This window comes from Mesorhizobium sp. ESP7-2, assembly GCF_020164715.1.
GTDB lineage: Bacteria > Pseudomonadota > Alphaproteobacteria > Rhizobiales > Rhizobiaceae > Mesorhizobium.
On the sequence record NZ_JAIUGQ010000032.1, the window covers coordinates 54,767 to 68,627 of the forward strand.

Sequence of the window (13,861 nt, forward strand, 5' to 3'; positions counted from 1 at the left end):
TTCAGGCGCTCCTGGAGATCGTCGTCGAACCGATCAGGAAGCGTTCGGAAAGCGGCAGGCTGGCGCCGCCGAGCGCCCGGGCATGGATGCCCACGCTTCCCTCGCGGACAGCCGGAAGTTTCAGCCCTTCGCCGTCTATAGCGGCGATTGCCGTCACCACCGCCTCGACCAGCCTGTGGCGCACGGCCTTCGGCATCCAGCCGTCGATCACCGCGGCCTCGAAATCGATGACCGAGGACGCTGCGACGATGGCGTAAGCGAGCGCCTGCGAGGCGCTGGCGATCCACTCGTCGAGTTCGGCGCCGATCTCACCCCAATCCTCGGGTGAGGTCCACAGATACGACGCCTCGACGCCACGCGCGTTGAGTGTTTTTTCGAGCATGGCGATCGAGGCCACGTCGATCAGCTGGGTCGGCTTTCCATCCGGCCCGGGCACGGGCATGGAGCCGAGCGCGCCGGCATTGCCGGTGGGGCCGCCGAAGAGCCGGCCGTTGAGCACAATGCCGCCGCCGGCAAAGGCGCCGATGTAGAAATAGACGAAGTCCCGCGCCGCGCCCGTCTGGCCGAAGACCAGTTCGGCGCCGCAGGCGGAGGTGGCATCGTTCTGCAGATAGACCGGAAAATCGCACTGCGCCTGGATGTCGGCCCTGATGTCGCGGTGGCGCCATTCGTCCATGACGTCGCGAGGCGCGCCGGCCGTGTCGGCCCAGTTCCACAGTTCGAACGGCATGGCGATGCCGAGTCCGGCAATGCGCTTGTCCTGCGTCGGTGTCAGCTCGCCACGCATCGTCTTCATGCCTGCCGTGACGAACTCGACCGTCTCGCGTGGGGCAGGGTAGCGGTAGGAATGCTGCAGCATCGCGCGCACCTGCCCGAGGAAATCGATCAGCACGAGTTCGGCGCTGCGGCGGCCGATCTTGAGGCCGATGAAGAGGGCGCCTTCGGGATTGAGCGCCATGGGGATCGAGGGCTGGCCGATCTTGCCGCGCAAAGGCGCCTGGCGCACGAGCAGGCTCTCTTCCTCCAGTTCGCGCATGATGACCGAGACCGTCTGTGCCGAAAGCCCGGTCATGCGGGCGATGTCGGACTTCGCCAGACTGCCATGCTGGCGCACCAGCGAAAGCACCAGGCGCTCGTTATGGTCGCGCATGCCGCTCTGGTTGGTGCCGCGGTGAATGAGGCTCTCATTCGCTTCGGGCGAACCATGCCTCGCAGTGGCGGTCTCCACCCTGTTCCTCCCGTCGTTTCCCCGGCAATGCTTTTGGGCCAGAATGAGTGAAGCACGCAAGGCTGTCAATAATAAATAAGAGTGATTTAATTATTGACAGATGCCTTGGTCTGGTGTCTGTTTGATCGGGCATCCGCGCTGGGAGAAGTCGCTTGGATGTCGTACGGTGCCGGTTGGCCGGCATTCGAAAATGTTCCACTGGGAGGAAATCGTGACCAATACAAAATTGTTGAAGTCCACCGTTTTTGCGGCGGCCGCGCTGGGTCTGATGGCGTTCGCTTCGTCCGCATCCGCCGCTGGCGTCGGCGCCTGCCTGATCACCAAGACCGACACCAATCCGTTCTTCGTCAAGATGAAAGAGGGCGCGACCGCCAAGGCCAAGGAACTTGGCGTCGATCTCAAGACCTATGCCGGCAAGATCGACGGTGACAGCGAGAGCCAGGTGGCGGCGATCGAAAGCTGCATCGCCGACGGCGCCAAGGGTATTCTGATCACCGCCTCCGACACCAAGGGCATCGTGCCGACGGTGAAGAAGGCGCGCGATGCCGGCCTGCTTGTGATTGCGCTGGATACGCCGCTCGATCCGGTCGACGCCGCCGACGCGACCTTCGCCACCGACAATCTGGAGGCCGGCAAGCTGATTGGCGCCTGGGCGGCCGCTACACTGGGCGACAAGGCCAAGGACGCCAAGATCGGCTTCCTCGACCTGACCCCCTCGCAGCCGACCGTGGACGTTCTGCGCGACCAGGGCTTCATGATGGGCTACGGCATCGACGTGAAGGACCCCAACAAGATCGGCGATGAGACCGATCCGCGCATCGTCGGTCATGATGTGACGAACGGCAACGAGGAAGGCGGCCGCAAGGCGATGGAAAACCTTCTCCAGAAGGACAACACCATCAACGTCATCCACACCATCAACGAGCCGGCCGCGGTCGGCGCCTACCAGGCGCTCAAGGCCGTCGGCCTCGAAAGCCAGGTGCTGATCGTCTCGGTCGACGGCGGTTGCCCCGGCGTGAAGTCGGTCGCCGAAGGCGTCATCGGCGCCACCTCGCAGCAATATCCGCTGCAGATGGCCGCACTCGGCATCGAGGCGATCGCCGCCTTCGCCAAGGACGGCACCAAGCCGAAGCCGACCGAGGGCAAGAACTTCTTCGACACCGGCGTCAACCTCGTCACCGACAAGCCGGCCAAGGGCGTCAAGTCCATCGACACCAAGGAAGGCCTCGCCAAGTGCTGGGGCTGATACTGGCCTGACCGGAACAAAACCGATCGGCCGGGGGCTTGATCCCCGGCCGCATCGGGAGGACGATGCATCACTGTAAACGCGAATAATCCCGGCGACAGACCGGAAGGCGTGGACGGCGTCAGCGCGTGGCTGAAGCCCTACGGGGAGGAAACATGGCTCAAGCTCAAGAATTCGAGAAGGTTCTCTCGGCCAGCGATACAAGCGTAGCCGCTTTCGACGATCACAAATCAGCCGTCAAGCGCATCCAGCATTTTCTGCATTCGACGCCGGCCGCGGTGCCGCTGATCGTGCTGCTTCTGTCGGTCATCATCTTCGGCATCGCGATTGGAGGACGGTTCTTCTCGTCCTACACGCTGACGCTGATCCTGCAGCAGATCGCCATCGTCGGCATTCTCGGGGCCGCGCAGACGCTGGTCATCCTGACCGCCGGCATCGACCTGTCGATCGGGGTGATCATGGTGATTTCGGCGGTGATCATGGGCAATTGCGCGGTCAGCTACGGCATGCCGAGCGTGCTCGCCGTGGCGATCGGGCTCGCCGCCGGTGCGGCTTGCGGGCTGCTGAACGGGCTGCTGGTCGCCTATATGAAACTGCCGCCCTTCATCGTGACGCTTGGCACCTGGAACATCGTCATGGCCACGAACTTCATCTATTCGGCCAATGAGACGATCCGCGACACCGACGTCGACAATCAGGCGCCGCTCCTGCATCTGTTTGCCCTGAGCTTCAAGGTCGGCACCGCGGTGCTGACGCTCGGTGTCATTGCCACGGTCGTGCTCGTGCTGGTTCTTTGGTACGTGCTCAACCACACCGCATGGGGCCGTCATGTCTACGCCGTCGGCGACGACCAGGAGGCGGCGAAGCTGTCGGGCATCCAGACCAAGAAGGTGCTGATGACGGTCTACGCCCTTGCCGGGCTGATCGCCGCTTTCGCGGCCTGGGTCTCCATCGGCCGCAACGGCTCGATCTCGCCGTCCGCCGCCGTCACCGACTACAATCTGCAGGCCATCACCGCGACGGTGATCGGCGGTATTTCTCTCTTCGGCGGCCGCGGCTCCATCCTCGGCACCTTGTTCGGCGCGATGATCGTCGGCGTCGTCTCGATGGGCCTCAACATGCTGGGCGCCGATCCGCAATGGAAAGTGCTGCTCACCGGCGTGCTGATCATCGGCGCCGTCGCCATCGACCAATGGATCAGAAAGGTTTCGGCATGACCCAGGAACCCATCCTCACCGCGCGCGGTCTGGTCAAGCGCTATGGCCGCGTCACCGCTCTCGACAATGCCGACTTCGACCTTTACCCCGGCGAAATCCTTGCCGTCATCGGCGACAACGGCGCCGGCAAGTCGTCGCTCATCAAGGCGATTTCCGGCGCGGCTGTGCCGGACGAAGGCGAAATCCGGCTTGAAGGCAAACCCGTTTCCTTCAAATCGCCGATGGAAGCGCGCGAAGCCGGCATCGAAACCGTCTACCAGAATCTCGCGTTGTCGCCGGCGCTGTCGATCGCCGACAACATGTTCCTCGGCCGCGAGATCCGAAAACCCGGCTTCGTCGGCCAGTGGCTTCGCATGCTCGACCGTCCGGCAATGGAAAAGCGCGCCCGCGACAAGCTTACCGAACTCGGCTTGATGACCATCCAGAACATCAGCCAGGCGGTGGAAACGCTGTCGGGTGGCCAGCGCCAGGGCGTGGCGGTGGCCCGCGCCGCCGCTTTCGGCTCGAAAATGGTCATCATGGACGAGCCGACGGCGGCACTCGGGGTCAAGGAGAGCCGCCGCGTGCTCGAACTGATCCTCGACGTGAAGAAGCGCGGCCTGCCGATCGTGCTGATCTCGCACAACATGCCGCACGTCTTCGAGGTGGCTGACCGTATACACATCCACCGTCTGGGCCGTCGCCTATGCGTCATCGACCCCAAGCAATACACGATGTCCGATGCCGTTGCCTTCATGACCGGGGCAAAAACGCCCCCGGAGGCAGCATTGGCGGCCTGAACTGCCAAGTTGCCGCAGGGTAAGCAGGCAGGGGTGTGCTCTAATCGATTGAATACATGCTGCAATGCACTAGGATGGGCTGGGAGAAACGGTGAAAGCCGGTATGATCAGCCTAACCGAACGAGAGGCGATATGACATCCGGCATGACGATCGAAGCCCCCGCTCTCGACAATCCCGATCCCAAGACGCTCGCCGAAGAAGTCTTGATGTCGCTCAAATACCGGGTCGGCAAGGACACCACCGTCGCGACCCAGTACGACTGGCTGACCGCCTCGATCAAGGTCGTGCGCGACCGCGTCGTCGACCATTGGATGCAGGCGACCAAGGAAGCCTACGACCAGAAGGAAAAGCGCGTTTATTACCTCTCGCTCGAATTCCTGATCGGGCGTCTGATGCGCGACGCCTTTTCCAATCTCGGCCTGATGGAGAACATGCGTGAGGCGCTGTCGTCGCTCGGCGTCGATCTCGACCTGATCGCGGCGCTCGAGCCGGACGCCGCCCTTGGCAATGGCGGCCTTGGCCGGCTCGCCGCCTGTTTCATGGAAAGCATGGCGACCGTCGACATCCCCGCGCATGGCTACGGCATCCGCTATGCCAACGGCATGTTCCGTCAGGAAATCCATGACGGCTGGCAGGTCGAACTGCCCGAGACCTGGCTTGATCACGGCAATCCGTGGGAGTTCGAGCGGCGCGAGCGCTCCTTCGAAGTCGGCTTCGGTGGTTCGGTCGAATCGATCACCTCCAGGGAAGGTCGCCTCGAACGCCACGTCTGGAAACCGAGGGAGCATGTTCTGGCGGTCGCCTACGACACGCCGGTGGCCGGCTGGCGCGCCAAGCGCGTCAACACGCTGCGCCTTTGGTCGGGCATGCCGATCGACCCGATCCTGCTCGACAAGTTCAACGCCGGCGACCACATCGGCGCGCTGGCCGAAAGCAACAAGGCCGATGCGCTGTCGCGGGTGCTCTATCCAGCCGATTCCCACATGGCCGGGCAGGAGCTAAGGCTGCGCCAGGAGTATTTCTTCTCCACCGCTTCGCTGCAGGACATCCTGCAGCGGCATCTCAGCCAATATGGCGATCTTAGGTCGCTGCCCGACAAGGCGGCGATCCACCTCAACGACACCCATCCGGCGATCGCCGTGCCAGAGCTTATGCGGCTCTTGATGGATGTCCACGGCATGGATTTCGACCTCGCCTGGGACATCACCAAGCGCACCTTCGGTTACACCAACCACACGCTGCTGCCCGAGGCGCTGGAAAGCTGGCCGGTGCCGCTGTTCGAGCGGCTCCTGCCGCGCCACATGCAGATCGTCTACGCCATCAACGCGCAGGTGCTGCTCGAAGCCCGCGCCACCGATCAGTTCTCGGACGAGCAGATCAGCCGTATCTCGTTGATCCAGGAGAATGGCGACCGCCGGGTGCGCATGGGCAATTTGGCCTTTGTCGGTTCGCATTCGATCAACGGCGTGTCGGCGCTGCACACCGAGTTGATGAAGGAGACGGTCTTCGCCGACCTCCACAAACTCTATCCCGACCGCATCAACAACAAGACCAACGGCATCACGCCGCGGCGCTGGCTCATCCAGTGCAATCCGGGCCTCACCGCGCTTGCCCGCGAGGCGATCGGCGACCGCTTCATGGATGACATCGAGGCGATCAAGGGGCTCGATCCTCTCGCCGACGACTCTGCCTTCCGCGAAAAATTCGCCGCCGTGAAGCGCCAGAACAAGGTGAGGCTTGCCAATCTGGTCGCCGATCGCCTCGGCATCAGGCTCGACCCTTCGGCGCTCTTCGACATCCAGGTCAAGCGCATCCACGAATACAAGCGCCAGCTCCTCAACATCCTGGAAGCGATCGCGCTCTATGACCAGATCCGCTCGCATCCCGAGCGCGACTGGATGCCACGCGTGAAATTCTTCGGCGGCAAGGCCGCGCCCAGCTACCACAACGCCAAGCTGATCATCAAACTGGCCAACGATGTCGCCAGGGTGATCAACAGTGACCCCTCGGTGCGCGGCCTGCTGAAGGTCGTGTTCGTGCCGAACTATAATGTCAGCCTAGCCGAGGTGCTGATGCCGGCCGCCGATCTCTCGGAGCAGATCTCGACCGCCGGCATGGAAGCGTCGGGGACCGGCAACATGAAGTTCGCGCTCAACGGCGCGCTGACCATCGGCACGCTCGACGGTGCCAATGTCGAGATCAAGGAGCATGTCGGCGACGACAACATCTTCATCTTCGGCCTGACCACCGAAGAGGTCGCCGAGCGGCGCAACAATGGCTACAATCCGCGCGGCGTGATCGAAGCATCCTCCGAACTGGCGCAGGCGGTCGCGGCGGTTTCGTCGGGCGTCTTCTCGCCCGATGATCCCAATCGCTACCGCGACCTCATCAATGGCCTCTATGACACTGACTGGTTCATGGTCGCGGCGGATTTCGACGCCTATGCCGCCTGCCAGCGCGACGTCGATGCCGTCTGGCGCAACAGCCCGGACTGGTACGCCCGCGCCATCCGCAACGTCGCCCGCGTCGGCTGGTTCTCCTCCGATCGCACGATCCGCCAATACGCGAAAGAAATCTGGAACGTGCCCGTCTGATGTGATTGCATAAGGCCACGAACGATGGCCGCAAAAACAAACACTTGGTGCCCGGGGAGGGCGACCGCCTGATGAGGAAGCCGCGCGCGACCGCTGCGACAAGCGGGCCGGACGGACTGGCGCCAGCCAGCGATGTTGCGGCGATTGTCGCCGGTACGCACGGCAATCCCTTTGCGGTTCTCGGTGTCCAGGAAGCCGGCAAGAGCCTATTCGCGCGCTGCTTCGTTCCGCACGCGCAGTCGGTCACCGCCTACACGCTGACCGGCATCGAGGCAGGCGAATTGACCAGGCGCGACGAAGCCGGTTTCTTCGAGGGCAAGCTGTCGATCAGGAAGCGCCAGCCGCTTCGCTACCACGCGCGCAATGCCGGCGGCGACTGGTGGCTGACCGATCCTTATTCGTTCGGTCCCGTGCTCGGACCGATGGACGATTACTACATCGCCGAGGGTTCGCATCTCAGGCTGTTCGACAAGCTTGGCGCGCATGTCATCGAGCACGAGGGCGCCACCGGCGTGCATTTCGCGGTGTGGGCCCCAAATGCCAGGCGCGTGTCGGTGGTCGGCGATTTCAACGATTGGGACGGACGCCGGCATACGATGCGCGACCGCCGCGACACCGGCATCTGGGAGCTGTTCATTCCCGATATCGGTGCCGGCCGGCCCTATAAATACGAGATCATAGGTCCAGATGGCGTGAGACTGCCGCTGAAGGCCGATCCGTTCGCCTTCAAGTCGGAACTGCGCCCGGCAACCGCCTCGGTGACCGCGGTGCCGCCGGCGCATGCATGGGGTGACGAGGCACATCGCAATTACTGGCGCAACGCCGACCCTCGGCGCGAAGCCATCTCGATCTACGAGGTCCACGCCGGTTCGTGGCAGCTTCGAGACGACGGCACCTTCCTGTCATGGGATGAACTGGCCGACCGGCTGATCCCCTATGTGGTCGAGACCGGTTTCACCCACATCGAATTCCTGCCGATCTCCGAGCATCCCTATGACCCGTCCTGGGGCTACCAGACCACCGGCCTCTACGCGCCATCGGCCCGCTTCGGCGATCCGGACGGCTTTGCCCGCTTCGTCGATGGCGCCCACCGTGCCGGCGTCGGCGTCATCCTCGACTGGGTGCCGGCGCATTTTCCTGTAGACGAGCACGGTCTGGTCCATTTCGACGGCACCGCGCTCTACGAGCATGCCGACCCGCGCAAGGGCTTCCACCCGGACTGGAACACCGCGATCTACAATTTCGGCCGCCGCGAGGTGGTGTCGTTCCTCGTCAACAACGCGCTGTTCTGGGCGGAAAAGTACCATGTCGACGGTCTTCGCGTCGACGCGGTCGCCTCGATGCTCTACCTCGACTATTCGCGCAAGCAGGGTGAATGGATTCCCAACGAAAAGGGTGGGCGCGAAAACCTCGAGGCGGTCAGCTTCCTGCAGAAGATGAACAAGGAGCTCTACGGACACCATTCCGGCGTCATGACCATCGCCGAGGAATCGACTTCATGGCCAAAGGTCTCGGCGCCTGTCCATGAAGGCGGGCTGGGCTTCGGCTTCAAGTGGAACATGGGCTTCATGCACGACACGCTGGAGTATTTTTCCAAGGAGCCGATTTTCCGCAAGCACCACCACAATGAGCTCACCTTCGGCCTGACCTACGCCTTCTCGGAGAATTTCGTGCTGCCGCTCTCGCATGACGAGGTCGTGCACGGCAAAGGCACGCTGCTGGGCAAGATGGCCGGCGACGACTGGCAGAAATTCGCGACCTTGCGTGCCTATTATGGCTTCATGTGGGGTTATCCCGGCAAGAAGCTGCTGTTCATGGGCCAGGAATTCGCGCAGCGCCGCGAATGGAGCGAAGCGCGCGCGCTCGATTGGAACCTGCTCGATTTCCGCCCGCATCGCGGCGTCTGGCAGACGGTGCGCGATCTCAACTATCTCTACCGTTCACGACCGGCCCTGCATGGCCGCGATTGCGAGGCGGAAGGGTTTTCCTGGCTGATCGTCGACGACAGCCAGAACTCGGTTTTCGCCTGGGTGCGCAGCGCTCCCGGCGGCAATCCGGTCGCCGTCATCTCCAATTTCACACCGGTGCCGCGCGACAATTATCGTGTGCCGCTGCCGACAGCCGGCAAGTGGCGCGAGATCATCAACACCGACGCTACCGAATATGGTGGCTCCGGCATGGGCAATGGCGGCATGGTCGAGGCAAGGGCGGAGGGCAAGAGCATCTCGGCAACGATGCTTCTGCCGCCGCTGTCGACGATCATGCTCGAACTCGCCGCCGACTGAACTCGTTAAGGCTGGTCAACGCATAAAGACGAGTAACTTGGGAGGGTATAAATGGCAGACTTGAAAAGAACCCAGCCGCTGGCCCGCGACGCCATGGCCTATGTGTTGGCGGGCGGGCGCGGCAGCCGCCTCAAGGAACTGACCGACCGGCGCGCCAAGCCGGCGGTCTACTTCGGCGGCAAGACGCGCATCATCGATTTCGCGCTCTCCAATGCATTGAACTCCGGCATCCGCCGCCTCGGCGTCGCCACCCAGTACAAGGCGCATTCGCTGATCCGCCATCTGCAGCGCGGCTGGAACTTCCTGCGGCCCGAACGAAACGAGAGCTTCGACATCCTGCCGGCCAGCCAGCGCGTGTCGGAAACGCAATGGTATGAAGGCACGGCGGACGCCGTCTACCAGAACATCGACATCATCGAGGCCTATGGCCCCGAATACATGGTCATCCTGGCCGGTGATCACATCTACAAGATGGATTACGAGATGATGCTGCGCCAGCATGTCGATGCCGGCGCCGATGTCACGGTCGGCTGCCTCGAAGTGCCGCGCATGGAAGCGACCGGCTTCGGCGTCATGCATGTCGATGCCAAGGACAACATCATCGCCTTCGTCGAAAAGCCCGCCGATCCGCCCGGCATTCCGGGTAATCCGGAATTCGCCTTGGCCTCGATGGGCATCTACGTCTTCAAGACCAAGTTCCTGATGGAACAGTTGCGCCGCGACGCCGCCGAGCCGGGCTCCAGCCGCGATTTCGGCAAGGACATCATCCCCTATATCGTCACGCACGGTAAGGCGATCGCGCACCGCTTCACCAAGTCCTGCGTGCGTTCTACGGCCGAGAACGAGGCCTACTGGCGCGATGTCGGCACGGTGGATGCCTACTGGGAGGCCAATATCGATCTGACCGACGTGACGCCCGAACTCGACCTCTACGACCGCGACTGGCCGATCTGGACCTATGCCGAACTGAAGCCGCCGGCAAAGTTCGTCCATGACGAGGACGGCAGGCGCGGTTCCGCCGTGTCGTCACTGGTTTCGGGCGATTGCATCGTCTCGGGCGCCTCGCTGAAGAAGAGCCTGATCTTCACCGGCGCGCGCATCAATTCCTATTCGACGCTGGAAGAGGTTGTCATGCTGCCCGACGTTCATGTCGGCCGGAACGCAAAGTTGAAGCGCGTCGTCATCGACCACGGTGTAAGGATACCGGAGGGGCTGGTGGTCGGCGAAGATCCCGCGCTCGATGCCAAGCGCTTCCGCGTTTCGGAAAAGGGTATCTGCCTGATCACACAGGACATGATCAACAAGCTGTCACTTTAGGGTGTTTTGTGCATGTCGCAGTCCCAAAGCCGCTGCGCGGTTCCGGGCGACATGGACCAGGAGCGGATCGTTAAGCGCATGCATGTTCTGTCGGTCACGCCCGAAATCTTCCCGCTGATCAAGACCGGCGGGCTAGCTGATGTAACCGGCGCGCTGCCCATCGCGCTCGCGGCCAAGGGCGTGACCATGCGCACGCTCGTTCCGGGCTTTCCCATAGTGATGGGCGCCTTCAAGAAAAAGAAGGCCGTCTATCAGTACCCCTTGCTGCAGGGCGGCAAGGCCTCGGTCCACGCCGTCGAGGTCGCCGGGCTCGACCTGTTCGTGCTCGACGCGCCGCATCTGTTCGACCGCCCCGGCGGTCCCTATGGCAACGCCTCGGGCGCCGATTGGCCGGACAATTGGCGGCGCTTCGCGGCGCTGAGCCAGGCAGGCGCCGATATCGCCGGCGGCGCCATCTCGGGATACCTGCCTGACATCGTCCATGCTCATGACTGGCAGTCGGCGATGACGCTGGCTTATATGCGCTATGGCAAGGCCGTTGGCATACCGTCGATGATGACCGTCCACAATCTCGCCTTCCAGGGCCAGTTCGGCGCCGGCATCTTCGGCGAGCTCGGCCTGCCGGCCGCGGCGATGGCACTCGACGGCGTCGAATATTATGGCGGTGTCGGCTTCCTCAAGGCTGGCCTGCAGGCCGCCTGGGCGATCACCACGGTCAGCCCGACCTATGCGCAGGAAATCCGTTCGCCGGAATTCGGAATGGGCCTCGACGGTCTCATCAACATGCGTTCAAGCGACCTCCATGGTATCGTCAACGGCATCGACACCGCCATCTGGGATCCGGGAACCGACAAGCATCTGGTATCGACGTATACGGCCGAAACGTTGAAGGCTCGCGCGCCCAACAGGGCCGCCGTCGAGGACCGTTTCGGTCTCGACCGCGACGGCAGCCCGATTGTCTGTGTCGTCAGTCGGCTGACCTGGCAAAAGGGCATGGACATATTGGCGACGGTCGTCGACGGCATCGTTGCGACTGGTGCCAGGCTGGCCATCCTCGGCTCGGGCGACGCCGGCCTCGAAGGCGCGCTGCTGGCCGCGGCCGCACGCCACCGTGGCCGCATCGGCGTGGTCGTCGGCTATGATGAGGGGCTGTCGCACATCATGCAGGGCGGCTGCGACGCCATCGTTATTCCCTCGCGCTTCGAACCTTGCGGACTGACTCAGCTTTACGGCCTGCGCTATGGCTGCGTGCCGGTCGTCGCCCGCACCGGCGGCCTCGCCGATACCATCATCGATGCCAATGAAGCAGCGTTTGGCGCCGGCGTGGCGACGGGGTTCCAGTTTGCGCCCAACAATGGCGGCGCGCTGCTCCACGCCATCCGCCGGCTGGCCGACGCCTACGGCAGTTCAGCAACCTTCGAGACCATCCAGCGCCAAGGCATGAAGAGCGATGTGTCGTGGGATCGAAGCGCCGAAAAATACGTCGAACTCTATCGCCTGCTGCTTTCGAAAAGGGTTGCCTGAAGCATGATACGCACCGTTCCCACCAAGCCCTATTCCGACCAGAAGCCCGGCACGTCGGGACTGCGCAAGAAGGTGCCGGTGTTCCAGCAGGAGCACTATGCCGAGAACTTCATCCAGTCGATCTTCGACGCGCTCGACGGATTTGCCGGCAAGACCCTGGTGATCGGCGGCGACGGCCGCTACTACAACCGCGAGGTCATCCAGAAGGCCATTGCCATGGCCGCAGCCAACGGTTTCGGCAAGGTGATGGTCGGGCAGGGCGGGATCCTGTCGACGCCGGCCGCTTCGCATGTCATCCGCAAATACAAGACCTTCGGCGGCATCATCCTGTCGGCCAGCCACAATCCCGGCGGCCCGCATGAGGACTTCGGCATCAAGTACAATGCCGGCAATGGCGGCCCGGCGCCTGAAAAGCTGACCGACGCCATCTTCGCCAAGACCAAGGCGATATCGAGTTTCAAGATCGCCGACATCGATCCGATCGACATCGATACGGTCGGGACCGTCAAGGCTGCGGGCATGACCGTCGAGATCATCGATCCGGTCACCGACTATGCCGAGCTGATGGAGAGCCTGTTCGATTTCGATGCGCTGCGCAAACTGTTCAAGTCGGGCTTTCGCATGCGCTTCGACGCCATGCATGCGGTGACCGGACCCTACGCCAAGGAAATCCTCGAGAACCGCCTCGGCGCACCGAACGGCACCTGCCGTAATTTCAAGCCGTTGCCGGATTTCGGCGGTCATCACCCCGATCCCAACCTGGTCCATGCCAAGCACCTCTATGACGAGATGATGGGACCGGATGCGCCGGATTTCGGCGCTGCATCCGATGGTGACGGCGACCGCAACTTGATCATCGGCAAGGGTATTTTCGTCACCCCGTCGGATTCGGTCGCCATGCTCGCCGCCAATGCCCACCTGGCGCCGGGCTACAAGGACGGGCTGAAAGGCATCGCCCGTTCGATGCCGACGAGCGGTGCCGCCGACCGCGTTGCCCACAAGCTCGGTATCGGCATGTACGAGACGCCGACCGGCTGGAAGTTCTTCGGCAATTTGCTCGACGCCGGCATGGCGACGATCTGCGGTGAGGAAAGCGCCGGCACCGGCTCCAACCATGTCCGCGAAAAGGACGGTCTGTGGGCGGTGCTCCTGTGGCTCAACATCCTGGCCGCGCGCGGCGAAAGCTGCAAGCAGGTCGTCACCGAGCATTGGGCGGCCTATGGGCGCAACTACTATTCGCGGCACGACTATGAGGAGGTCGAGAGTGAGCGCGCCAATGCGCTGGTCGACGAACTCAGGGCCAAGCTCGGCTCGCTGCCGGGCACCAGCGTTCGTGGCCTGAAGATCGCCAATGCCGACGATTTTGCCTATCACGACCCGGTCGACGGCTCGACGAGCGAGCACCAGGGCATAAGGGTGTTGTTCGAAGGCGACTCACGCGTCGTCTTCCGCCTCTCCGGCACCGGCACTTCGGGCGCGACCCTGCGCGTCTATATCGAGCGCTACGAGCCGGATAAGGCAAGGCACGATCTCGACACACAGGAGGCGCTCGCCGATCTCATCGCCGCCGCCGACGACATTGCCGGGATCAAGAGCCACACCGGCCGCAACAAGCCCAGCGTGATTACTTGAGGGTGGCGGATGAGGCCGTCCCTTCTCCCACAAGGGGA

Annotated in this window: 9 protein-coding genes; 8 read left to right on the forward strand and 1 reads right to left on the reverse strand. The window is 63.1% G+C overall.

Translation table 11 applies throughout. The features are described 5' to 3' along the window. Position 1 precedes the first annotated feature (1 nt). Positions 2 to 1,228 carry an ROK family protein gene (locus LB543_RS24810; protein ID WP_224615997.1) on the reverse strand — a complete coding sequence of 409 codons (1,227 nt, stop codon included), beginning with the start codon at positions 1,226 to 1,228 and terminating at the stop codon, positions 2 to 4. Between the two features lie 190 nt (positions 1,229 to 1,418). Between LB543_RS24810 and LB543_RS24815 the strand changes: the two genes are divergently transcribed. The 8 genes from LB543_RS24815 to LB543_RS24850 all read left to right on the forward strand — a co-directional run bounded on the left by LB543_RS24815 (position 1,419) and on the right by LB543_RS24850 (position 13,823). After that, the gene (locus LB543_RS24815; protein WP_411908787.1) at positions 1,419 to 2,474 is read left to right on the forward strand and encodes a sugar ABC transporter substrate-binding protein; all 1,056 of its coding nucleotides are present in this window, start codon (positions 1,419 to 1,421) and stop codon (positions 2,472 to 2,474) included. 155 nt (positions 2,475 to 2,629) lie between these two features. Further along, complete coding sequence (locus tag LB543_RS24820; protein WP_140763009.1) at positions 2,630 to 3,691, forward strand: ABC transporter permease; 1,062 nt, start codon at positions 2,630 to 2,632, stop codon at positions 3,689 to 3,691. Next, entirely contained in the window at positions 3,688 to 4,470 is a 783-nt protein-coding gene (locus tag LB543_RS24825; RefSeq protein WP_015318692.1) for an ATP-binding cassette domain-containing protein, read from the forward strand. The genes LB543_RS24820 and LB543_RS24825 overlap by 4 nt, the downstream gene beginning before the upstream one ends. A gap of 132 nt (positions 4,471 to 4,602) precedes the next feature. After that, a complete protein-coding gene (locus LB543_RS24830) occupies positions 4,603 to 7,065 on the forward strand; it encodes a glycogen/starch/alpha-glucan phosphorylase (protein ID WP_224596544.1) in 2,463 nt (820 codons plus the stop codon). A gap of 71 nt (positions 7,066 to 7,136) precedes the next feature. Beyond that, on the forward strand, positions 7,137 to 9,350 hold the full coding sequence (gene glgB, locus LB543_RS24835) for a 1,4-alpha-glucan branching protein GlgB (RefSeq protein ID WP_224615998.1): 2,214 nt from the start codon (positions 7,137 to 7,139) through the stop codon (positions 9,348 to 9,350). 51 nt (positions 9,351 to 9,401) lie between these two features. Further along, positions 9,402 to 10,667 (forward strand): glucose-1-phosphate adenylyltransferase, encoded by a 1,266-nt coding sequence (glgC, locus tag LB543_RS24840; protein ID WP_140763000.1) that lies wholly within the window; start codon positions 9,402 to 9,404, stop codon positions 10,665 to 10,667. 78 nt (positions 10,668 to 10,745) lie between these two features. Then, the gene (gene glgA / locus LB543_RS24845) at positions 10,746 to 12,191 is read left to right on the forward strand and encodes a glycogen synthase GlgA (protein WP_224616026.1); all 1,446 of its coding nucleotides are present in this window, start codon (positions 10,746 to 10,748) and stop codon (positions 12,189 to 12,191) included. 3 nt (positions 12,192 to 12,194) lie between these two features. After that, complete coding sequence (locus tag LB543_RS24850) at positions 12,195 to 13,823, forward strand: alpha-D-glucose phosphate-specific phosphoglucomutase (RefSeq protein WP_224616000.1); 1,629 nt, start codon at positions 12,195 to 12,197, stop codon at positions 13,821 to 13,823. Positions 13,824 to 13,861: the final 38 nt, after the last annotated feature.

Excerpts from the sequence above, each read along its gene's own strand:
- glgB (WP_224615998.1), top strand. The coding sequence starts at position 7,137 with ATGAGGAAGCCGCGCGCGACCGCTGCGACAAGCGGGCCGGACGGACTG.
- LB543_RS24830 (WP_224596544.1), top strand. The coding sequence starts at position 4,603 with ATGACATCCGGCATGACGATCGAAGCCCCCGCTCTCGACAATCCCGAT.
- LB543_RS24820 (WP_140763009.1), top strand. The coding sequence starts at position 2,630 with ATGGCTCAAGCTCAAGAATTCGAGAAGGTTCTCTCGGCCAGCGATACA.
- LB543_RS24850 (WP_224616000.1), top strand. The coding sequence starts at position 12,195 with ATGATACGCACCGTTCCCACCAAGCCCTATTCCGACCAGAAGCCCGGC.
- glgC (WP_140763000.1), top strand. The coding sequence starts at position 9,402 with ATGGCAGACTTGAAAAGAACCCAGCCGCTGGCCCGCGACGCCATGGCC.
- LB543_RS24825 (WP_015318692.1), top strand. The coding sequence starts at position 3,688 with ATGACCCAGGAACCCATCCTCACCGCGCGCGGTCTGGTCAAGCGCTAT.
- glgA (WP_224616026.1), top strand. The coding sequence starts at position 10,746 with ATGCATGTTCTGTCGGTCACGCCCGAAATCTTCCCGCTGATCAAGACC.
- LB543_RS24815 (WP_411908787.1), top strand. The coding sequence starts at position 1,419 with ATGTTCCACTGGGAGGAAATCGTGACCAATACAAAATTGTTGAAGTCC.